The organism is Chthoniobacterales bacterium (assembly GCA_039930045.1).
Classification (GTDB): Bacteria; Verrucomicrobiota; Verrucomicrobiia; order Chthoniobacterales; family DASVRZ01; genus DASVRZ01.
Window position 1 is genome coordinate 41,210 of sequence record JBDSQB010000008.1, and the last position, 21,034, is coordinate 62,243.

The window sequence follows — 21,034 nt, forward strand, 5'->3', positions numbered from 1 at the left end:
GAAATTATTTGGAGCCGGGACGCGTCAGGGGAATCGCAGCCAGATCAGGCGGAAGCTGATCGGCGGCCCAGGTCTCGACATGGAGTTTGAGCAGACTGAGAAAAGGGCAGCCGAAGTCTGGCGTCTGGTCGCCGCTGCGATCCACGAGCGTGCCGACAGCGGCGACGATTCCGCCGTATTGCTGGACAATGGCGATGGTCTCGGCGACGCGGCCGCCTTTGGTGACGACATCCTCCAGCACGAGAAAACGCTCGCCGGGTGTGATCGTGAAGCCTCGGCGCAGCACGAGCGCGTTATTTTCCTTCTCGGCGAAGATATGTTTCTTACTCAACTGGCGGCCAATTTCGTGTCCCACAAACAGCCCGCCAATCGCTGGGGAGATGACCGTGTCCGCGTCGATGTGACACATTTTTTCCGCTAGCTGACCGCAGACTTGCGCCGCGATCACGGGATATTGCAGGAGCAGCGCACACTGGAAAAATTGCCGGCTGTGCAGACCCGAGCGCAACACGAAATGCCCCTCGAGAAGCGCATTCGTCTGGCGAAACAGGTCTAGGATTTCCTCGGACATCGAATTTTAAGGAGCAGCGATGACTTCGATCTCGACCCGCGAGCCTTTTGGCAAACCGGCGACCTGAATCGTGGACCGGGCCGGATAAGGCTCGGTGAAATACTTCGCGTAAACGGCGTTCATCTCGCCGAACTCCGCGAGATCCATCAGGAAGACGGTCGTTTTCACCACGTTCGCAAATGTGAAACCCTTCGCCGCCAGCACCCCGCGAATATTTTCGCAAACCTGAGTGGCTTGCTCAGTCACCGTCGTGCCGACCAGCTCGCCCGTGGTCGGATCGAGTGGAATCTGACCCGCGCAGAGAAGGAGCGACCCCGTCCAGACGGCTTGCGAGTAAGGGCCGACTGCGGCGGGAGCTTCGGTGGTGCTGATAATTTCTTTCATTACGGGTCAATTTTAGGGCAGACAAACTATCATTCGGGCCGGGGGTGTCAATCCGTGGTATGGCTCTGCCACCAGAAGAAAGTCCGGCGCATGAACCGTCGAAATACACTGCGACTCATTTATGCATCTGCCCCGGACTTGTTCCACGATACACAACGACATGAATGTTCTCATAGTCGAAGACGACCGCACCACGCGACAGGTGATGAATCATCTGATCTCGGTGCGAGGACATCAAATCACAGCCTGCTCCAGCGCGGAGGAAGCCGAGACGGCCTTGGAGACGAATAACTTCGAAGTCGTCATTCTCGACTGGATGCTCCCGGGAAAGACGGGCCCGGAATTTTGCCGCTGGCTGCGCGGCCGGCCCGGTGGCGACGATATTTATGTGCTCCTCATCACAGCCCGCGCAACACCTGCCGACCTCGATGAGGCGCTCGATGCCGGTGCCAACGATTACTTGGTAAAACCATGGGAGATCGAAATTTTCCGATCCCGTCTGCGCATCGCCGAGCGGCAGGTCGTGGACATCGCCGAACGCCGCAAAAGCCGCATCGCTCTCAATGATTCCAACCAGCGCCTCGAACGCCTCGCCCTCGTGGCCCGCCAGACGCAAAACGGCGTGGTGATTCTCAATGCCAAAGGCGAGGTCGAATGGGCCAACGCCGCCTTTGGAAACATGATCCGGCTGAACTCGAAGTCGATCGTGGCCAATGATTTCACCCAGATGCTCGCCGGCGTCGAGTCGGCCCAGCGTCTGGAAATGGAAGAAGCTATCGCCATGGGCCGCGCGAGTGAGGGTGAATTGGCGCTTCTCGGCAACGACGGCGCGAAGCACTGGCTGCATTATTCCCTAACTCCGCTGGAGTCGGACAAGGGCGTTTCGCGTGGCCAGGTCTGCCTTTTCTCGGATATCACAATGGTCAAAAAAGCGGACGAGGAACGCTTCAAGACCAGCAAGATCGAGTCGCTCGGCGTGCTCGCAGGCGGCATCGCACACGACTTGAATAACATTCTCACCGTCATCAGCGGCAATATCTCCCTGGCCCGCCTCTGCATGGACGGCACCCGCGACAAAGCGCTCGAGCACCTCGACACAGCGGACAAGGCCTCCTTCCGTGCGGCCGATTTGTCGAAGCAACTCCTCACGTTTGCCAAGGGCGGCGACCCGCTCAAGCAGGTCATCGACATCAAGGAACTCGTGGAAAAAGCCACCAAGTTTGCCCTCTACGGTTCGAATCTGACTTGTCTCTTCGCCATTCCGAGGCTCCAGAAAGTGCAGGCCGATCCGTATCAAATCGAGCAGGCGGTCAACAATATCGTCATCAACGCCCGCGAAGCCATGCCCCATGGCGGCAAGCTCCAGGTCCGTGGCCACAACGAAACCCTCGCCGAATCCAATCCCTACGATCTCGTTCCGGGCGAATACATTCGCATCTCATTCGCCGACAATGGACCCGGCATCGAGCCGGGCGTTTGGCCGCAGATTTTCGATCCCTATTTCACGACCAAACCCACCGGCAGCGGCCTGGGTTTGACGATTGCCTTCTCGATCATCACGAAACACGGCGGACGCATCCTCGCGGAGCCGGTGCCGAGTGGCGGGGCGGTTTTCAACGTCTTTTTGCCTGTGGCCAACATCAGCACCGGAGAAGAAACCACCGAGCTGGAGACGAGCGACGGCCAGCGCACGGTGCTTTGCATGGACGATGAACCGACCATCCGCGAACTCACCTCTGCCATGCTCACGATGTCCGGCTATCAGGTCGTCACCACCCGCGACGGCACGGAGACGCTCGCCGCCTACACCGAGCAAATGCGGAAGGGGAAAAAATTCGACGCCGTCATCCTCGACGCCACCATTCCCGGCGGCATGGGCGGCGTCGAAACGATCAAGGCCCTCATCCACATCGACCCCGAAGTGCGGGCCATCATTTGCAGCGGCTACTCCGACGAATCGGCTCTGGCTGCCATGGAAAGTTTCGGCTTCAAAGCCTCCCTGCCCAAGCCCTTCACCAGCAAGCAACTTGAGGCCCTCATCGACAAAGTCATCCGCCAGGCTGCGTAGCTGGGCAGTCGGGAAATCGCCTGCTTTTTTCCTTCGTCTCTTCGCGCCTTCGTGGTTCATCTTTGCCACATGAAACTGCGTTGCCTCGCGCTGCCCCTCGTCCTCATCGTTGCATTGTCCCTCTCCGGCTGCGGCCCGTCCCTGCCCACTTGGGAACCGCCCCTGCGCCGGGCGGAGTTTCAGAAAGTTCGCACCACCGCCTACACCCATAGCGAGTCCGATCATATTCGCTACGGAGTCAAAAACGCCCTCGGCACTCCCCTCCTCTACGGCACGGTAAAGAGCGCCGCCGCCGACTGGGGCCGCTGGCCTGCGGGCACCGTCTTCAAAATCTTGGCCACCGGCGAAGTCTATGAAGTCGATGATTACGGCTGGGCCCTCGCCGGACGCAACACCATCGACCTCTACAAACCGACCCGCAGCGAAATGAACCGCTGGGGCGTCCAGCGCGTCACCATCCAAATCCTCGAATGGGGCGACCTCCGCAAAAGCCGCCGCGTCCTCGCCCCGCGCAAAAAATACAAACACGTCAAACGCATGTTGGCCGAGATCGACGACCAGCTTTAATCCAAGAACTGCTGGCCTTTGCATTCGAGTAACATCACATTCCGCCAATGACCATCTGGGACTACGCCAACCCTCAACTCCGCGACCTCGTGGCCTACATTCCGGGCAAACCCATCGAGGATGTCGCCCGCGAACTCGGGCTCGAACCCGCGCAAATCATCAAGCTCGCCTCCAACGAAAATCCGCTCGGCCCCTCGCCGCTCGCCAAGCAGGCCATGATCGAGGCTCTCGACCGCGCCCACTTCTATCCCGATGGCGGCGGCTACTATCTGCGCGAGGCCATTGCCAAAAAAACAGGGTTGAGTCTCAATCAAATCATCCTCGGCAACGGCTCGAACGAGATCATCGAATTTCTCGGCCACGCCTTTCTCCAGCCGGGTGATAACATCATCGTCGCAGAGCACGCCTTCGTCGTTTACAAGATCATGGCCAAGCTCGCCGGTGCTAGTACCATCGAAGTCGCCGACCCCGGGTTTAAGCACGATCTGCCTGCGATGTTAGCAGCCATCACGCCGCGCACGAAACTCATCTTCGTGGCGAATCCTAACAATCCTACCGGCACACTGGTCGGCCAGGCCGAGATCGATGCGTTTGTTAGTCAGGTGCCGCCCAACGTCATCGTGGTTTTCGACGAGGCTTACTACGAATTTCTGCGCACTCCGGTGGACACGTTGAAGTTTCTAACCTCGCACGACAACGTCATCGTTCTCCGCACGTTTTCCAAAATTCAGGGGCTCGCCAGTCTGCGCATCGGCTATGGACTCGCCAGCGAGGCGCTTATTTCCGTGCTGCAAAAAACGCGGCAACCTTTCAATGCCAACGCCATCGCCCAGGCGGGCGCGCTGGCAGGTTTGCTCGACGAAAACCATCAGGAAACCACGCGTCAGATCACTTTCGAGGGACGCGATTACTTGGAAACTCAGTTCGCCATCCTTGGGCTCGAATACGTCCCGAGCGAGGCGAATTTCGTTCTCGTGAAAGTTGGCGACGGCGCGAAAGTCTTTCAGGCGATGTTAGAAAAGGGCGTCATCATCCGCGCGATGGGCGAATACAAATTGCCCGAGTGGATTCGCGTCTCCGTCGGCACCATGGAGCAAAACCGGCGCTTCATCGAGGAGTTGCGCTCCTATCTCGCGTCCTAGCTAATGACCGACACGATCTCGGCCATTTCCTCTCCGTTTGGCGAAGGCGCCATCGGGGTTTTGCGTCTGAGCGGACCACAAAGCCATTCGATTCTAACTCGACTCTTCTCCGGCAAACTAGCTAAGGCGCGTGAGTTGAGTCACGGTCGATTGGAGAAGGACGGCACCATGTTAGACGACGTGCTCGCCACGAAGTTCGACGCGCCACGCAGCTACACCGGTGAGGACATGGCGGAGATTTTCTGCCACGGCGGATTGCTTGTCACACGGCGAATTCTTGATGCTTTGTTAGAAGAAGGCGCGCGCCTCGCCGAGCCGGGCGAGTTTTCCTTCCGCGCCTTTTCCAATGGCAAAATGGATCTCACCCAGGCCGAGGCAGTGATGGATGTGATCCACGCCCAGACCGACCTCGCCCTGCGCGCCTCGCAGCAGCAACTCGCCGGACGCCTCGGACACGCAATGGACGCCCTGCGCACGTCGCTTCTGCAAATCCTCGCGCACCTGGAGGCTTACATTGATTTTCCAGACGAAGACATCGATCCCGATACCGGCCAATCGTTTCTAACTCGCATCGAAACTGTTAGCACCGAAATCGCCAAACTCCTCGCCACGGCGGACCGCGGACGCATTCTTCGCGAGGGTGTTAGAACCGTCATCTACGGCGAGCCGAACGTCGGCAAAAGCTCCCTGCTCAACGCGCTCTCCGGCTTTGACCGCGCGATTGTTAGTCCGACACCCGGCACGACTCGCGATGTGATCGAGGAAAGTGTGAACATCGGCGGCATCCGATTGATTCTGATGGACACAGCGGGCATTCGCGACACGAGCGACGAAATCGAAAAACAAGGCGTCGCCCGCAGCCAGAAGGCGCACGACGAGGCGGATCTCATCATCGAAGTCCACGCGGCGAATCTGCCATTGCCATCTAACTCGAATGTTAGCAAAAACACCTTGTTAGTCGCCAACAAAGCCGACCTCGGCGTGCATCCGAGCTGGACGGATCACGCGGTGCTGGTGAGTTGTCTCCAGGAAACGGGCTTCGACGATCTGGAGGCGGCCATTCTCCAGAAAGTCTTTGGAGGCGGCGCACAGCTCGACAACGCTTCCGCCGCGATTAATGCGCGCCACAAAAACTGCCTGCAACGCGCCCAATCCGGTTGCATCGCCGCGATGACCGGCCTCCGCGAAAACCTCGCCATCGAGCTGATTTCCATCGAACTCCACTCGGCGCTCGACGCCATCGGCGAGGTGATGGGCAAGGTCGAGAGCGACGACATTCTCGGCGAAATCTTCAGCACTTTTTGCATCGGAAAATGAGATCACTCCTTCACTTCGGCTACGAAAAAATCGTCCGGCCCGCCTTCTTCTCGCTCGACGCCGAAAAGGCGCATCACGCCGCCATGAGTTCGCTTGCCCGGCTCTCGCGGCATCCGGCTTTGCTCACGATTTTGAGCAAATTGCTCACGGAAAAAAAGCCGGTCGAACTCTTCGGCCTGCACTTCCCAAATCCCGTCGGACTCGCGGCCGGGTTTGATAAAAATGCCGTCGCCCTGCCCGCGTGGGAGGCGCTCGGATTTGGCTTCGCCGAATTGGGCACGATCACCGCGCAGGGGCAGCCGGGGAATCCGCTCCCTCGCATTTTTCGTTACCCGCAGAAGCAGGCTCTGATCAATCGTATGGGCTTCAACAACGAGGGCGCAAACGAAGTCGCCGAGCGGCTCGCCCGCTGGAAACGCTCCGGTCTCTGGCCGAAATTTCCGGTCGGCATCAACATCGGAAAATCGAAGGTGACCGCGCTGGAGCATGCGCTCGCCGACTACCAATTTTCTTTTGGCCGGCTCGCGCCGTTTGCCGATTACGTGGCGTTGAATGTGAGCTCGCCGAACACGCCGGGCCTCCGCGAATTGCAGGAGCGCGACGCGTTGAATGAGCTGATCGGCGGCATTCAAAAGAGCAACCGCCAACTGATGCGTCCCGTACCGGTGCTGGTAAAAATCGCGCCGGACATGGGTTGGGGCCAAATCGGGGAAATCATCGAGATCGCCACGGACCACGGGCTGGCCGGAATTATTGCTACGAATACGACGCTGGATCATACGTCGGTGCTGGAATTGGGCGATCAAACGGGAGGTTTGAGTGGCGTTCCGCTGGAGGCACGTGCGACGGAAATCATCCGGTTTATCTGCGAGAAAACGAAGCTGCCCGTGATCGGCGTCGGCGGCATCACGGACGCGGACTCGGCACAACGCAAACTCGACGCCGGGGCGAGTCTGATTCAACTCTACACAGGCTACATTTACGGCGGGCCGGCGCTCGTTCCAGAGATCGTGAGCCGACTTCGGTAGCGGCCATTTTTTTTGAATCCACCCGCAGCCGGAAACTAGTATATCTCACCAGAATGAATCAGCGTCCCTTTAACCACACTGGCAGACTCACCTCGGACATCGGCCTCGGCTGCTGGCAGCTCGGCGGCGCGGATTGGGGCGCGGTGGACGACGACAGCGCCTCGGAAATCCTCTCGACGGCGGTGGCAGCGGGTGTGAATTTTTTCGACACGGCCGATGTCTATGGCGGCGGCCGGAGTGAGAGTCTGATCGGCAAATTTCTCAAGGACACGAAGGAGGAAATCTTCGTCGCCACGAAGCTGGGCCGCACCAGCGCGCTCTATCCCGATGGCTACACCGAGGCCAACATCCGCGCGGCGACCGAGGCGTCGCTGAGCCGGCTCGGAGTCGAATCGCTCGACCTCACGCAGTTGCATTGCATTCCTCCGGCGGAGCTGAAAAAGGGCGACGTTTTCGACGTTCTCCGGGCGTTGCAGACGGAGGGAAAAATCCGGCAATTCGGAGCCAGCGTCGAATCCATGGATGAGGCTCTCGTTTGCCTGGAGCAGGACGGGCTCGCGTCGCTGCAAATCATCTTCAACATTTTCCGCCAGAAGCCGATCACGACGCTCTTTGAAAAAACGAAAGCGAAAGGCGTCGCGCTAATCATTCGGCTCCCTCTCGCCAGCGGTTTGCTCAGTGGAAAAATGACCGTCAACACGCAATTCGACGCCAAGGATCACCGTTCCTACAACCGCGACGGAGCCGCCTTCAACGTCGGGGAAACCTTTGCCGGTCTGCCCTACGAACTCGGGGTCGAGCTTGCCGAGGAGATCAAGCCGCTTGTGCCCGAAGGCATGACGATGGCCCAGATGGCGCAGCGCTGGATTCTGGATTTTGACGCCGTGTCGGTGGTCATCACCGGAGCCAGCCGTCCGGATCAAGTCGTCGCCAACGCCACCAGCTCCACGCTCCCGCCGCTGGGCCGCCTGCTGCACGACAAGCTCAGTCGTTTCTACGAGGAGAAAGTGGCGGCGCACATTCGCGGGCCGTACTGAGCGGAGTTCCATTCTTTTCTTGGTGACTGCGGCGGACGGTGCTTAATTTCGGACCCCGAATGGACCGCCTCCGCCAGATTTTAGCCACCAAAGAAGAAGAAGTTCGCAAGCTCCTGCACCGTCAGGAGCATTTGCGCGCGGCTGCGCTGGCGCGAAACGATTTCCGTCCGTTTGCGGCCGCCGTTCACCAAGGAGAACACGCGCTCAGCCTCATCGCCGAGGTCAAAAAGGCGTCCCCGTCCGTTGGCGTCATCGCGGAAAACTTCGACCCCGTCCTCATCGCCAAAGCCTACGAAAGCGCCGGGGCCCACGCGCTCTCCGTGCTCACCGACGAGACGTATTTCCAAGGTCATCTGCGCTACCTCATGCAGATCCGGCAGGCGACTTCCATTCCGGTCTTGCGCAAGGATTTCATCATTCACCAAGTCCAGATTTACGAGGCGGCGGTGGCTGGAGCCGATGCGATTCTTTTGATCGTCGCCGCGCTGACACAGGACGATCTCTTGCATCTCCTCCAGGTCGCTGAAACCTGCCAACTCGACGTTTTGGTCGAGGTCCACGACGAGGAGGAAATGGAGCGCGCCCTCGACACTCCGGCGACTCTCATTGGCATCAACAACCGCAATCTCCGCACGTTCGAGATCGATCTCGCCACCACGGAACGCCTCAGCGAGGAGGTGCCCGAGCACATCACGCTCGTCAGCGAGAGCGGCATCAAGACCAACGCCGACGCGCGCCGCGTCTTCGAGGCGGGCGTGAATGGCTTGCTCGTCGGCGAGACGCTGATGCGCGCCGACGATGTTCACGCGGCAGTGGCCGGATTGCTCGATCTCGATTAACCCGAGCCCAAGCGCATTTTAAGTTAGGTTCAAATGGTCCAGACCCCTCCCAACAGCGGCGATTTCACCGGCGGCGTGCAGCGCGGTCCGCGTTTCGTGCCGGGCAGCATTAAGAACGACGCCCCGGTCGCCGCCTCTTATTGCGTGACGTTTTTGAAGCCGGAAATGCAGCACATTTACCGGCAGATCACCGCGCTGCGCCGCTATCGCCCGGTCGTTCTCACCCAGCGCCGTGAGAACGAACTCACCTTCCCATTTCCCGATGTGCGATTGTTAGGAAAACCCTGGACGCACCAGCTTCGCCGCTTCTGGTCGCGCAGCGTGCGCGGCGTGCCGATCACCGCCTACGGCCACGAGGCTTCGCGCGTTCTCAGCGAGCTAAACAAGATGAACGCGCAAGTGCTGCACATCTACTTCGGCAACATGGGAATCTATCTCCTGCCCTTGCTGCGGCGGCGGCAGATTCCGGTGATTGTTAGTTTTCACGGTGCCGATGCTACTGTGAACGCCACCGACACTGTCGTCCGCAGATACTACGAGGAAATGTTCGCCCTCGCCGACCTCGTCGTGGCTCGCAGCGAGTCATTGCTGGGAGCGCTGGAGAAGTTAGGTTGTCCTCCGGAAAAGCTCCGGCTCCATCGCACCGGCGTGTCGCTTACGATGAGCGTGCCAATTGTTAGAACCACGCCCGTCGATGGCGACTTTCGTTTCGTTCAAGCTAGTCGTCTCATCGAGAAAAAAGGGCTCGATGTCGCCATCAAGGCGTTTGCCAATTTCGCGCGCGAGTTTCCGCAGTCGGAGTTCATCATTGCCGGCGAGGGTCCGTTGAAGAAACGCCTCCAGGCGCTCGCCGTCGAGCAGGGCGTCCAGTTTCAGGTGCATTTCGCCGGGTTTCTCCCGCAGAAAACACTGCACGAACTCTACGAGCGCAGTCACGTCTTCGTTCATCCGAGTCAGACCGGACTCAATGGCGACCAGGAAGGCGTGCCCAATGCGATGCTGGAAGCCATGGTCACCGGCATGCCCGTCATCGCCACGCGCCACGGCGGCATTCCCGAGGCGGTCGAGCACGGCGTGAGTGGATTGTTAGTCGAGGAAAAAAATGTCGCCGCGCTCACCGAGGCTTTCCTCGCAGTCGGACGCGACGGCACGTTGCTGCAAGACCTCAGCATCGCGGCTTCCGAGCGAGTGAGAACGCACTTCGACCGGCAAAAGCAGGCGCGCTTGCTGGAAGATTATTACGACGAAGCCATCCGCCGCCATCGGAGTTAGATCGTTATGTTAACATCCGCCCCCGACGGCCTCGATGTTTACGGCATTCTTAGTCCACAAGTCGGCGATTGGTTCCGTGCGAAATACGGCGAATTCACCCACGCGCAGACGCTCTGCATCCCGGCGATTCACGAGGGAAAATCCATCCTGCTCTCCTCGCCCACTGGCAGCGGAAAAACCCTCGCGGGATTTCTCGGCATCATCGACCGGCTGCTAACATTGCCGCCCAGGGAGCGCGACCTAGGCATCCACGCGATCTACATTTCTCCGCTGCGCGCGCTGGCTTACGACATCCAGAAAAACCTCACCGAGCCGCTGCGCGAGATGGAACTGGAAGACGACATTCGAGTCGCACTCCGCTCTGGCGACACCAGATCGACCGAGCGCGCGAGGCAGCGCCGCAAGCCGCCGCACATCCTTCTTACCACGCCGGAAAGCCTCGCGATTCTCCTCTGCGCCGAATGGTTTCGCGAGGCTTTGCGGGCGTGCCGCTACGTCATCATCGACGAAGTCCACGCCATCGCTGAAAACAAGCGCGGCACCCATCTCAGCGTCTCGCTGGAGCGCGTGGAGCGTTTGGTTAGCACGCCACTCTGCCGCATCGGACTTTCCGCCACCGTCGCACCGCTGGAATTGGTCGCGCAATTTCTCGTCGGCATGGATCGTCCCTGTCTCATCGCCGAGGCGAAGGCCGTGCGCCGCATCGAAGTGGAAGTCTTTTCACCGCTCCGCAAGCAACCCTATCCACCCGCTGGCTGGACTGCGGGCCGGCTGCAAAAGGAACTCGCTGAATTGGTTAGAAGCCGCCGTTCCGTGCTCATCTTTACCAACACGAGATCCGGCGCGGAGAGCGTGGGCATTCGCCTGAAACAATCCCTCCCCGAGCTGGCGGATCAAATCGAAACGCACCATTCCTCCATCGACCGCGAGATGCGATTGGAAGTCGAGGACCGTCTGAAAAATGGCGAACTGCGCGCCGTGGTTTGCTCGACCAGTCTGGAAATGGGCATCGACATCGGCGCCATCGATCTCGTGATCATGATTTCCACTCCCAAGGGAATCTCGCGCACGCTGCAACGCATAGGACGCTCCGGGCACAGCATCCACGACGTGAGTCGCGGCGTGCTCGTGGCGACTAACATCAACGATCTCGTCGAATGCGTCGTCACCTCCGATCTCGTCAAACAGCGCCGGCTCGACCCCGTGCGCATTCCGGAAAATTCCTACGACGTTCTTGCGCAACACATCGTCGGCATCGCCATGACGGCTCCCATTTCCATCGAAGACCTCCTAACACTCGTGCGCCGCGCGTGGCCTTACCGCCATTTGACTAACGAAGAAATGGAATCCGTTCTCATCTATCTTTCCGGCGGGGGACGTTCCCTGCAAAAACAATACGAGGACACCTTCGGCAAGATCCGCGTGATCGACGGAATGGTGCACGCGTTGAACACCAAAAAAGCCGAGCGCGAATACCTCGTTAACGTCGGCACCATCGCTGCCGACGGGAGTATCAGCGTGATGTTAGGACGCAAACGACTCGGCACCGTCGATGAGTATTTCATTAAACACCTGCGTCTCGGCGACATCTTCGTGTTAGGAGGCCGCATGGTGCGCCTGATCGAAACCGGCATTCAGGAGGCCAAGGTCGAGGCCGCCGATCACGAGTTGCCCACCGTCCCGCGCTGGAATCAAAACAAGATGCCCCTCACCTCCGGCATTGCACGGGAAGTCACACGACTCCGCACGGAGCTCAACTCCCAGCTTGAAAACACTCTGGTTTCAAGTTTCGAGTCTCAGGTTTCCTCCTCCGCCAACTGGCTGGTCGAACGCTACGAACTCTCGCTCTCCAACGCACAGGCCGTGGTGAATCACTTTCTGGCGCAACGCCATTTCTCTGCCATCCCGGTCGAGCGCCTGATGTTAGTCGAACTCCACCGCGAGGAGAAACTCTCGCATTACATCTTCCATTCGCTGATCGGACGCAGCGCCAACGACGCCCTCTCGCGATTGTTAGTCAAACGCGTCAACCAGCTCGTCGGCGGCAACGCGCTTGTCACCATCGACGACTACGGATTCCTTCTAACCATGCTGCGTTTCCAGGAACTAACCATTGAGCAATGGCACTCGCTTTTCACCCGCGCCAACGCCGAGGTGGAGTTACAGGAGGCCCTAAAAGATTCCGAGCTAGTGAAATGGCAGTTCCGCGGCGTCGCGCAAACCGGGCTGATGGTTCCGCGCAATCATCCCGGACAGGAGCGCCGACTCAAACAACTGCGCTGGAGCAGCGAAATTCTTTTCCGCGTCCTGCAAGAACACGAGCCGGATCATCCACTGCTCGCCGAAACCTATCGCCAGGCCGAGCAAGTCTTCCTCGACGCCCCCGCCGCATTTGCCTTTCTGGAGGAGGTGCAGGACTACGAATGGCGCCTCGTGGAAACGCCCAAAATCAGCCCATTCGCCTTCGGCATCTACGTTAGCAAAATCAAGGAAAGCATGCTCATGGAAGACCCCAACATCGCCATCGAACGCCTCTTCAACGAGATGTATGGAGACCAGGCGGCAGCGGGTCTATAACATGACAAACAATCGCTTGAACGCGAGATGGAGAAACTGGAGGCTGCGCGCCACCTATGGAGAGTCAACCCTCTCTAGCTGACTCGACAGGCTGCGCGAAAACGTCTTTATTGAGGGTGCCATGCTGCCCGAGATCACGACTTCCATTCCCGGGCCGCGCTCGGTGGCGCTGGCGGCGCGTCTGCGGAAATCGGAGAGTCGCAATGTGACCTATGTGAGCGACGAATTTCCTGTCTTCTGGGAGCGCGCCGCGGGGACGAATGTCTGGGACGTGGATGGCAACCGGCACCTCGATCTCACCTCGGGGTTTGCCGTGGCCGGGCTGGGCTACGGTCAGCCGGAGATCGTCGCCGCGATGCGTGAGCAGGCCGGGCAGCTCTACCACGCGATGGGCGACGTGCATCCCACGGAATTGAAAGTGCGGCTTTGCGAGGAACTGAGTCGGGTGACGTTTGAACGCTGGGGCTTGGGCAATGGAAAAACCATTCTCGCCAATTCGGGTTCGGAGGCTGTCGAGGCGGCGTTGAAGACGGCCTTTATCGCGACGGGAAAACGCGGAGTGATCGCCTTCGAGGGCGCGTATCACGGGCTGGGTTACGGTGCATTGGAGGCGGGCGGGCTGCCGTTTTTTCGCGATCCCTTTCGGCGTCAGTTGGGAGATTTCGCGCATCTGGTTCCTTTCCCGGAAAGCGGGGCGATGACATCGCCCGACGCGCCCTTTCCAGAGTGCGATGGAACTCCAATGGCGGCCATTGCGGCCCAGATCGAGCGGCTTCTAACCAATGAGGAAATCGGCTGCATATTGGTCGAGCCGTGTCAGGGCCGCGCCGGGGACATTGTGCCGCCGCGCGAGTTTTTGCCGTTGCTAAGAACGCTCTGCGACCGGCATGGCGTGCTGCTGGTTTTAGACGAGATTTACACCGGCTTCAACCGCACCGGGGAGCTTTTTGCCTGCGATCATTCGACGGCGAAACCGGACTTGATCTGTCTCGGCAAAGGTCTCACCTCAGGCTTCCCGCTTTCGGCCTGTGTCGGGCGCACCGCCGTGATGGATGCCTGGCCCGAGTCGGCGGGAGAGGCGTTGCACACGAGCACGTTTCTGGGCAACCCGCTCGGCTGCCGCATGGCGCTGGAATCGCTGCGTTTGCAGGTTGCTCCTAACATTGCGATGCAAGTCCGCTCAACGGGCGAGAAACTCTGGCGCGCGCTCGCCGCCATCGCACATCCGAGGTGCGGTCGCGTGCGCGGCATTGGGCTGATGTTAGGACTCGAAATTCTCGATAACGATGGAACTCCCGATCCGGCGCTGATGGGGCAAATCATCACCCGCGGTCTGCGCGATGGTTTGATCCTGCTCGGCGGCGGGAAGACGGGGAATGTCCTTTCCTTTACGCCGCCGTTCGCGCTGTCCGATGATGAGATTCATTACACTCAAACTCGCCTGCAAACTTACTTCGATGAAAGCGTCTAACATTGACGCCTTTACCCTGATCGAATTGTTAGTTGTCATCGGCATCATCGCCGTGCTCGCGGGAATTATTTTACCTGTGATGTCGAGCAGCCAGGCCACGGCGCAGGCGGCCAAGTGCCAGGCGAATCTGCGTCAGATCGGGATCGGACTCACCTTGTATGCGAACGACAACAATAACATTCTCTCGAACTCCGCCTATGGCAGCACGACTCTGGCGACTAACAACAGCACGACTTACAAATGGATGGACGCGATCTATCCGTATGCGTCGAGCGAGAAGATTTTTCTCTGCCCGTCGGACACTGGTGCGAAGTATCGCGCTTCGCAAAATCTGAAGAGCGGTGAGACGAGCACCGACTACGGAAGTTATGGGTTGAACGGCGCGTATTCCGCTGCGGGCGATGGCCAGACTCCGCCGCGTTCATCTGCACTCTATCAGGTGAATCGACTGCAACTCGAGGACCCGGTGAACACGGTCTGGGTGACCGATACTAACAATCGGGGAGGCAACGGCTCCTTCGGATTTACCTGGACGAATGCGGGCGCGAATCCGTCGCTTACCAGCACGTCACCGCGGCAGTTGGACAAAATTATCGAGCGTCATCACAACGGAACGAACGTCCTCTTTTGTGATGGTCACGCCGAACTGCGCAAACTGGAAACGCTCACCCCGACGCATTCCGTGACCGATCCAGTGGACGGCGCAACCAAGAACGTGATGTATCTTTTTTCAGTCGAGTCCGATTGAAATCTAAGACTTCTTTGCGCGCTGGGCGGCGACTGCTTCGACAGTGATCGCCGGAGCGTCGTGGCCGTAAGTTTTCCGAATGTGCGTGAGCACGGCGGCGACTTCGGCGTCGGTGAGTTGGGCAAATGGCGGCATGGTGTTTGAGTAGCTGTCGCGCGCGGGATCGAGGACTAGCGCCGGGCCTTCGAGGAGGACGCGAATGAGTCGGACTGGATCGCCGGCAACGACCGGGCTGTCGGCCAGCGGCGGTTGCATCATGGGCACTCCGCTGCCGTCCTCCATGTGGCAGACGGCGCAGTTTTTAGAATACAATGTGGCTCCACTCATGATCGGCACCGGAGTTGGAGTCGGATGGCTGGCTGGCTCCTCGGGTTTGCAGCCGACGAGACAAAGGCCGACCGCGAGGAGAATGGGAAATTTCACGGTTTCGCCCCGGTATAAATGATCCGGTAAACGCGTCCGTGCGCGTCGTCGCCGACATAGAGCGAGCCGTCGGGACCCATCGCGAGACCGCAGGGACGATGCTTCGCCTGGCCGGGCGATTGCACCTCGTCGAGGCCGGAAAATCCGTCGGCGAAGATTTCGTAACTGCCGAGTGGCAGGCCTTTGGCGTCGAACGGCACGAAGCTCACATTGTAGCCGCGCTGCGGTTTGGGCGCGCGATTCCAAGAGCCGTGAAAGGCGACGAACGCGCCATTGCGATATTTCTCGGGGAATTGCGTGCCGGTGTAGATGACGGTTTGCAGAGGCGCCCAGTGTCCGGGAAAGGCGACCAGCGGCGGCTCGTATTTGTCCGCACCCTCGGCCTTTTTCTTGCCATCGCCGCCGTACTCGGGAGCGGCCATGTAGGATTTCTGCTGCCAGTCATAATAGGCAAACGGCCAGCCGTAGTTGCCGCCTTCCTTGAGTCGATACATCACTTCCGACGGCTGCTCGGCGCTCATTTCGGCGTCGTAGAATTGCGGGGCGACGGTGCTGAGCTGGTCGCGGCCCATTTGCATCACGAAAAACGACTTCGACACCGGATGCCACGCGATGCCCAGCATGTGGCGGTGACCGGTGGAAAAGTGGGTGCCGTCCTTTTGCTCCTGATTCAATTTGTCGGCGGAGAAACGCCACCAGCCGCCGTGGGTTTTCAGAAATTCCGTGGGATCGCCGCCCTTCGCACCGAGGGCGCGATCGGGAGTGCCAAAGGAATTCGAGGGCGAGCCGACCTCGACGAAGAGGTTGCCCTCGGGGTCGAAGGCGAAGGATTTGGCGTTGTGCTGGCCCTTGTTGGGCAGGCCTTTGACGATGGTTTCTTTCTCGCCGCTGGGAACGAGTTCGCCGGGCTTCAGCGCCTGCCGGAAAACCGCGTCGTCGCTGGAGTAATAGACATAGCCATTGTGCAACGCCACGCCGGTGCCGCCGCCATCGCCGAAGGTCTGCACCGACTCGGCGCGTCCATCGCCATCCGCATCGTGCAGCACGACGAGGCCGTCTTTTTTCTTCCGCAGATAGATGTCGCCAGCGGGCGAGATCGTCATGAAACGAATCGGCCCCAGATTGTCGGCCACGACGAGGGCCTGGAAGCCGGGCGGGAGTTTCAGCTCGGCATTGTCGGGATCGGGCGCGGGATTGGCGGCGCTGGCTGGAAAGACGCTGGCCATCAACGACAGCAGCAGGACTCCGAGGGGAAGGATTCGCATAGTTCGCGGAGGTTAGCAGCCGCCGCACATCTGGCAAGTCCGCGTGATTAGACTGGAACTGGAATCGCCTCGCAGACCTCGCGCCAACCGGGAAAATTCCATGTGTTCGGAAACCCGGCGCATTGCGTGGGCTTTACCGGCTGCACCCGGCAATCGCGGCCATCGAGGAAGATGCATTCACCCTCATTTCCATCGCCTTTGTTGAGCAGCGCGAGGCCCTGACGATCCGGGCGCAGGCGCGTCCACATATCGATGAAACTCCGCTCATCCTGGCCAAGATATTCGGCGATCCGCGTGATGTCGGCGTCCGTGAGCTTCACCTGGCCGGGCCATTTGCAGCAGTTCGTGCAGCGCTGGCATTGATAGTAAACGGAGGACACGCTGCATCGTGCCCTAACTCGGATGCGACTGCAAACCGCCTGTTTTTAAGTTGCTCCGGGGCTCGGGTTTGGTTTGAGTGGACTTCCATGCAAATTCTCGTCACTGGCGGCTGCGGCTTCATCGGCAGTAATTTCCTGCGGCTGCTCCTCGCCGAATACCCCGAAACCCGGCTCACCAACCTCGATCTGCTAACCTACGCGGGCAACAGCGCCACAGTCGCCGATCTGGCGGAAGCGTTCCCGTTTCGCTACAGTTTTATTCAGGCCGACATCGCGGACGAACCGGCCATCGACGCCATTCTTTCGGGGAAAAAATATGACGCCATCGTCAATTTCGCCGCAGAGAGCCACGTGGATCGCTCCATCACCGGCCCGCACGAATTTGTCCGCACGAACGTCCTCGGCACGAGCATTCTCCTGCATTCCGCCCGCAAACACGGCGTGAAACGTTTCGTTCAGATCTCGACGGACGAGGTCTACGGATCGCTCGGGCCGACGGGGAAATTCACCGAAACGACGCCTCTCGACCCGAGCTCGCCTTATTCCGCGAGCAAGACCGGGGGCGATTTGCTCGCGCTCGCCTGCCATCACACCTACGGCCAGGAAGTGCTCGTGACCCGCTGCTCGAACAACTACGGCCCGTATCAGTTTCCTGAAAAATTGATCCCGCTGATGATCATCAACGCGTCGCAGGACAAGAAATTGCCGGTCTATGGCGATGGTCTGAATGTGCGCGACTGGATTCACGTCGAGGACCATTGCGAGGCGGTGGCGAAGGTGCTTTTCGAGGGAAAACTGGGCGAGGTTTACAACATCGGCGGCGACGGCGAGCTGCTCAATATCGAGGTCGTGAAGATGATCCTCGACCGGCTCGGAAAGTCGCACAATTTGATTTCCTACGTCACAGACAGGCTCGGACATGACCGGCGTTACGCGATCGATTCGTCGAAGATTCAAATGCAACTCGGATGGCGTCCAAAGCATCGGCCCGAGACGAGCATTCCGGCGACGGTGGATTGGTATCTGGCGAATCGCGCCTGGTGGGAACCGCTTTTAGGCCGGAAATAATGGCTCGCGTCCTCATTCTCGGCAGTGGCGGACGACTCGGAGCCGCCCTCGTGGAAAACTACGCCAGCCGGCACGAGGTCATCGGCCTGAGTCGTATGGAACTCGACCTCGGCCACACCCGGCAATTGCGCGAAAAGCTGTCCGGGCTGGACTTCGATGTGGCGGTGAATTGCGCCGCGCTGACGAATGTCGATTACTGCGAAACGCATCGCGAGGAATCCTTTGCGATCAATCAGGACGCCGTCCGCATCATCGCCGAGGAGTGCCAGAAAAAGTCGGCGCGCCTGATCCACATCAGCACGGATTACGTTTTCTCCGGCGAACAAACCACGCCCCACTCCGAGACCGATCCGGTGGAGCCGATCAGCGTTTATGGCGAATCGAAACGCGGCGGCGAACTGGCCGCGCTCGACGTCTCGCCCGAAAATCTCGCCGTGCGCGTCTCGTGGGTTTTCGGCCCGCATCGTCCGAGTTTCATCGACGCCATGCTGCGCCGGGCGAAGACGGAGCCGGAGATTTCGGCGGTGGACGATAAATTTTCCACGCCGACTTACACGCTCGATCTGGCCGAAATGCTGGAGCCTTATCTCACCGAAATCAGCGCCGGAGGCATCCTGCATTTGTGCAACGGCGGCTCCTGCAGCTGGCGCGAATATGCCCAGCACGCCCTCGATGTCGCCCACGCCAGCGGCCTCCCGCTGCTCGCGACCACGGTGAGTCGAATCGAACTCGACTCACTCACCGCTTTCGTCGCGAAACGTCCCCGGCACACGCTGCTTTCCACCGACCGCTACACTCGCGAAACGGGTCGAATGCCCCGCCCGTGGCAGGACGCCGTCGCCGAATACGTGCGCGATTTCGGCGCGCAGATTCTTAGCTGAGTTCCGACGCTTCCCGAAGTGCGCTCTCGATCGGCTTCGAGCCGTCGCCGCCCGTTTGCGCGTCGATCGTTTCCAAGCGCCGGATCAGATCGATCACTTCGTTTCGCGCCTGCGGACCGCCCGCTGCCTGGCAAAAATGCGTCCGGCAGCCAAAGGGCCGGCCCGCGTAAATCAGGCAGCGCAGCGTCTTCGGATTCAACAGCGGACACGCGCCATCGATGGATTCCGGGAGCGTTTTTCGTCCGCTCGCCTTCACCGCCGCCCAGGCCGTGATCGCCTCTCCGCGCGTCAGGTGCGGCGTTTTTCCGGTCAGTCGAAACTGGCAGCATTGCGCGATACCAGTGCAACTCCGCTCTGCCGGACGACGCGCGAGTTCGGCATAGATCGCCTGCGTTTCCGCGATCACGCCGCGCACCTGCTCTTTGAAAAACGTGCTCACGTCGTCAACCTAACAAAATCCCGCAAATCCCCCAACTCTTCATTTGAGAACTCCATTTCCCTGTGGGATCGTGCCTCGTGGAGCCATTCACGAGCAACGACACCTACGCTTGCCCCGACTGTGGATCAGAAGTCAAAGTCGGCGCTCGGAGCTGTCCCGGCTGCGGCCCATTTCGCCCGATCGAATGGGGGGAAATTGACCCCGCGCTCTCCCTCGAACCGCACAGCCCGTTCCATTCCATGACGACTTACACGGACACGCGCGAGGTCCTCGAACGCTCCCGCTGCCCGATCATCGAATCGCTGCCGGTGGAGGAAAACAATACCCGCTTCGTGCGCATTTTTCTCATCATTTTGGTGACGCTGACCGTGCTTTCCGGCATCACCGCCAGTCTGAAAGTTTTCTTTTTGCGCTAGCACTTGGCGTGCATTCAATGATGTCACTTCCTTAGCCGGTTATTTCATCTCTAATAATAAACCAATGTTGTCACACTTAGGTGTTGAGCTTGGGAATGCAACCGATGGATTCCGCTCCTGAAGTGACGGGGCCATTATCATCCCATGGCTGATCTTAATGCATCTCTTAAAATGATTCATTGCATTGAGCCCGTTTCTGGCAACTGCCCTCCCAAGTCGTCGGCGGCAAAGCAACTACTCGAACCTGAGGGCGACGCGGGGGCAGGCTCTTTGATGGGATTGCCCACTCTTACCGCGCTGGAACAGATGCCTATCTACGCGCCGCCAATCCGCACGCGCCAAACTCAGTAGGTCCGACGCAGCTTTTCTCAACATAAATGAATCTACGCTTTGTTCTAGCCACTCTCTCTTGGGTCATGGTCATACTCCCCTCGCTGGCCTACAGCGCCGCAGAGGAGGCGTCCATGCCAATACGACCCTTACTCCTTGTAATCATCGGCGACTCCACGGTCTGCAACTATCCCGCAGACCGTCCGGACCGCGGCTGGGGCCAATTTATCGAAGAACGCTTCAAGGACGACACAGTTAAAGTGATTAATCTCGCGGCCCCAGGACGCAGCACTAAAACCTTCATCCAGGAAGGCCGCTGGCAGACGGCACTCGAGGAAAAGCCCGACTATGTGCTGATTCAGTTTGGCCACAACGACTCCCACGCTCCGGGTAAACCAGAGGCCACCGACGCAGCCAAAGATTACCAAGATTATCTCCGTCGCTATATTGATGAGTCGCGCGCGATGGGAGCGACGCCCATCCTCGTAACTCCCATGGTACGCAGAACGTTTGATGATGGGGGTAAGATTACGGAAAACCAACCTCCACCCAATCGAAGCCTTCTCTCCTACGTGAACGCCATGAAAGAAGTCGGCAGCGAAAGGAAAGTGGCGGTGATTGACCTGCATACCTCCAGCCAAGTTCTGGTGGAAAAGCTCGGCCCGGAGGCCAGCAATCAGTTTGCCAACAAATCCGGTGACAACACTCACTTTAACGAAAAAGGCGCACGAGCTATGGCCGATCTCGTCGTGAAAGAGCTTCCCATCGCCGAAACGAGGCTTAAGAGCTTGCTAAAAACCCACTAAATCTC

General features: G+C 59.2%; 21 protein-coding genes. 15 read left to right on the top strand and 6 right to left on the bottom strand.

Going from position 1 to position 21,034, the window contains the following annotated elements; genetic code table 11:
• Positions 1-4: 4 nt before the first annotated feature.
• Both pyrE and ABIT76_06865 read right to left on the bottom strand, forming a co-directional pair.
• The gene (pyrE, locus tag ABIT76_06860) at positions 5-571 is read right to left on the bottom strand and encodes an orotate phosphoribosyltransferase (GenBank protein ID MEO7932860.1); all 567 of its coding nucleotides are present in this window, start codon (positions 569-571) and stop codon (positions 5-7) included.
• Between the two features lie 6 nt (positions 572-577).
• On the bottom strand, positions 578-955 hold the full coding sequence (locus tag ABIT76_06865; protein ID MEO7932861.1) for a RidA family protein: 378 nt from the start codon (positions 953-955) through the stop codon (positions 578-580).
• 160 nt (positions 956-1,115) lie between these two features.
• Here ABIT76_06865 and ABIT76_06870 point away from each other — a divergent pair, with 160 nt between their 5' ends.
• The 11 genes from ABIT76_06870 to ABIT76_06920 all read left to right on the top strand — a co-directional run bounded on the left by ABIT76_06870 (position 1,116) and on the right by ABIT76_06920 (position 15,021).
• A complete protein-coding gene (locus tag ABIT76_06870) occupies positions 1,116-3,023 on the top strand; it encodes a response regulator (protein ID MEO7932862.1) in 1,908 nt (635 codons plus the stop codon).
• 69 nt (positions 3,024-3,092) lie between these two features.
• On the top strand, positions 3,093-3,590 hold the full coding sequence (locus tag ABIT76_06875) for a hypothetical protein (protein ID MEO7932863.1): 498 nt from the start codon (positions 3,093-3,095) through the stop codon (positions 3,588-3,590).
• A 47-nt stretch (positions 3,591-3,637) separates the two neighbouring features.
• Positions 3,638-4,732 carry a histidinol-phosphate transaminase gene (hisC, locus tag ABIT76_06880; GenBank protein ID MEO7932864.1) on the top strand — a complete coding sequence of 365 codons (1,095 nt, stop codon included), beginning with the start codon at positions 3,638-3,640 and terminating at the stop codon, positions 4,730-4,732.
• A gap of 3 nt (positions 4,733-4,735) precedes the next feature.
• A complete protein-coding gene (gene mnmE, locus ABIT76_06885; protein MEO7932865.1) occupies positions 4,736-6,049 on the top strand; it encodes a tRNA uridine-5-carboxymethylaminomethyl(34) synthesis GTPase MnmE in 1,314 nt (437 codons plus the stop codon).
• A complete protein-coding gene (locus ABIT76_06890) occupies positions 6,046-7,077 on the top strand; it encodes a quinone-dependent dihydroorotate dehydrogenase (protein ID MEO7932866.1) in 1,032 nt (343 codons plus the stop codon). Before mnmE ends, ABIT76_06890 begins: the two co-directional genes overlap by 4 nt.
• Before the next feature lie 53 nt (positions 7,078-7,130).
• Positions 7,131-8,114 (top strand): aldo/keto reductase, encoded by a 984-nt coding sequence (locus tag ABIT76_06895; protein ID MEO7932867.1) that lies wholly within the window; start codon positions 7,131-7,133, stop codon positions 8,112-8,114.
• 59 nt (positions 8,115-8,173) lie between these two features.
• Complete coding sequence (gene trpC / locus ABIT76_06900) at positions 8,174-8,953, top strand: indole-3-glycerol phosphate synthase TrpC (protein ID MEO7932868.1); 780 nt, start codon at positions 8,174-8,176, stop codon at positions 8,951-8,953.
• Positions 8,954-8,986: 33 nt separating this feature from the next.
• A complete protein-coding gene (locus ABIT76_06905) occupies positions 8,987-10,225 on the top strand; it encodes a glycosyltransferase (GenBank protein MEO7932869.1) in 1,239 nt (412 codons plus the stop codon).
• A 6-nt stretch (positions 10,226-10,231) separates the two neighbouring features.
• Positions 10,232-12,802 carry a DEAD/DEAH box helicase gene (locus ABIT76_06910; protein MEO7932870.1) on the top strand — a complete coding sequence of 857 codons (2,571 nt, stop codon included), beginning with the start codon at positions 10,232-10,234 and terminating at the stop codon, positions 12,800-12,802.
• A gap of 121 nt (positions 12,803-12,923) precedes the next feature.
• Positions 12,924-14,273 carry an aspartate aminotransferase family protein gene (locus ABIT76_06915; GenBank protein ID MEO7932871.1) on the top strand — a complete coding sequence of 450 codons (1,350 nt, stop codon included), beginning with the start codon at positions 12,924-12,926 and terminating at the stop codon, positions 14,271-14,273.
• Positions 14,260-15,021, top strand: coding sequence for a prepilin-type N-terminal cleavage/methylation domain-containing protein (locus ABIT76_06920; protein ID MEO7932872.1), 762 nt, complete (start codon positions 14,260-14,262; stop codon positions 15,019-15,021). The genes ABIT76_06915 and ABIT76_06920 overlap by 14 nt, the downstream gene beginning before the upstream one ends.
• Before the next feature lie 3 nt (positions 15,022-15,024).
• Here the strand turns inward: ABIT76_06920 and ABIT76_06925 are convergent, their stop codons facing one another.
• Genes ABIT76_06925 through ABIT76_06935 form a run of 3 tightly spaced genes read right to left on the bottom strand, consistent with a single transcriptional unit; the run spans position 15,025 to position 17,089 of the window.
• Positions 15,025-15,444: a cytochrome c gene (locus ABIT76_06925; protein ID MEO7932873.1), complete on the bottom strand. Its 420-nt coding sequence runs from the start codon at positions 15,442-15,444 to the stop codon at positions 15,025-15,027.
• Positions 15,441-16,709, bottom strand: a complete 1,269-nt coding sequence (locus ABIT76_06930; GenBank protein MEO7932874.1) for a PQQ-dependent sugar dehydrogenase — start codon at positions 16,707-16,709, stop codon at positions 15,441-15,443. The genes ABIT76_06925 and ABIT76_06930 overlap by 4 nt, the downstream gene beginning before the upstream one ends.
• Before the next feature lie 47 nt (positions 16,710-16,756).
• On the bottom strand, positions 16,757-17,089 hold the full coding sequence (locus ABIT76_06935) for a YkgJ family cysteine cluster protein (GenBank protein MEO7932875.1): 333 nt from the start codon (positions 17,087-17,089) through the stop codon (positions 16,757-16,759).
• Between the two features lie 87 nt (positions 17,090-17,176).
• Here ABIT76_06935 and rfbB point away from each other — a divergent pair, with 87 nt between their 5' ends.
• Positions 17,177-18,157: a dTDP-glucose 4,6-dehydratase gene (gene rfbB, locus ABIT76_06940; protein MEO7932876.1), complete on the top strand. Its 981-nt coding sequence runs from the start codon at positions 17,177-17,179 to the stop codon at positions 18,155-18,157.
• Positions 18,157-19,038, top strand: coding sequence for a dTDP-4-dehydrorhamnose reductase (gene rfbD, locus ABIT76_06945; protein MEO7932877.1), 882 nt, complete (start codon positions 18,157-18,159; stop codon positions 19,036-19,038). The genes rfbB and rfbD overlap by 1 nt, the downstream gene beginning before the upstream one ends.
• Here the strand turns inward: rfbD and ABIT76_06950 are convergent.
• Positions 19,031-19,477, bottom strand: coding sequence for a YkgJ family cysteine cluster protein (locus ABIT76_06950; protein ID MEO7932878.1), 447 nt, complete (start codon positions 19,475-19,477; stop codon positions 19,031-19,033). The genes rfbD and ABIT76_06950 overlap by 8 nt on opposite strands.
• 62 nt (positions 19,478-19,539) lie before the next feature.
• On the opposite strand from ABIT76_06950, the gene ABIT76_06955 reads away from it, so the two are divergent.
• Together ABIT76_06955 and ABIT76_06960 are read left to right on the top strand one after the other, a co-directional pair.
• Positions 19,540-19,893 carry a hypothetical protein gene (locus tag ABIT76_06955; protein MEO7932879.1) on the top strand — a complete coding sequence of 118 codons (354 nt, stop codon included), beginning with the start codon at positions 19,540-19,542 and terminating at the stop codon, positions 19,891-19,893.
• 416 nt (positions 19,894-20,309) lie between these two features.
• The gene (locus tag ABIT76_06960; GenBank protein MEO7932880.1) at positions 20,310-21,029 is read left to right on the top strand and encodes a rhamnogalacturonan acetylesterase; all 720 of its coding nucleotides are present in this window, start codon (positions 20,310-20,312) and stop codon (positions 21,027-21,029) included.
• The last annotated feature ends 5 nt before the right edge of the window (positions 21,030-21,034 follow it).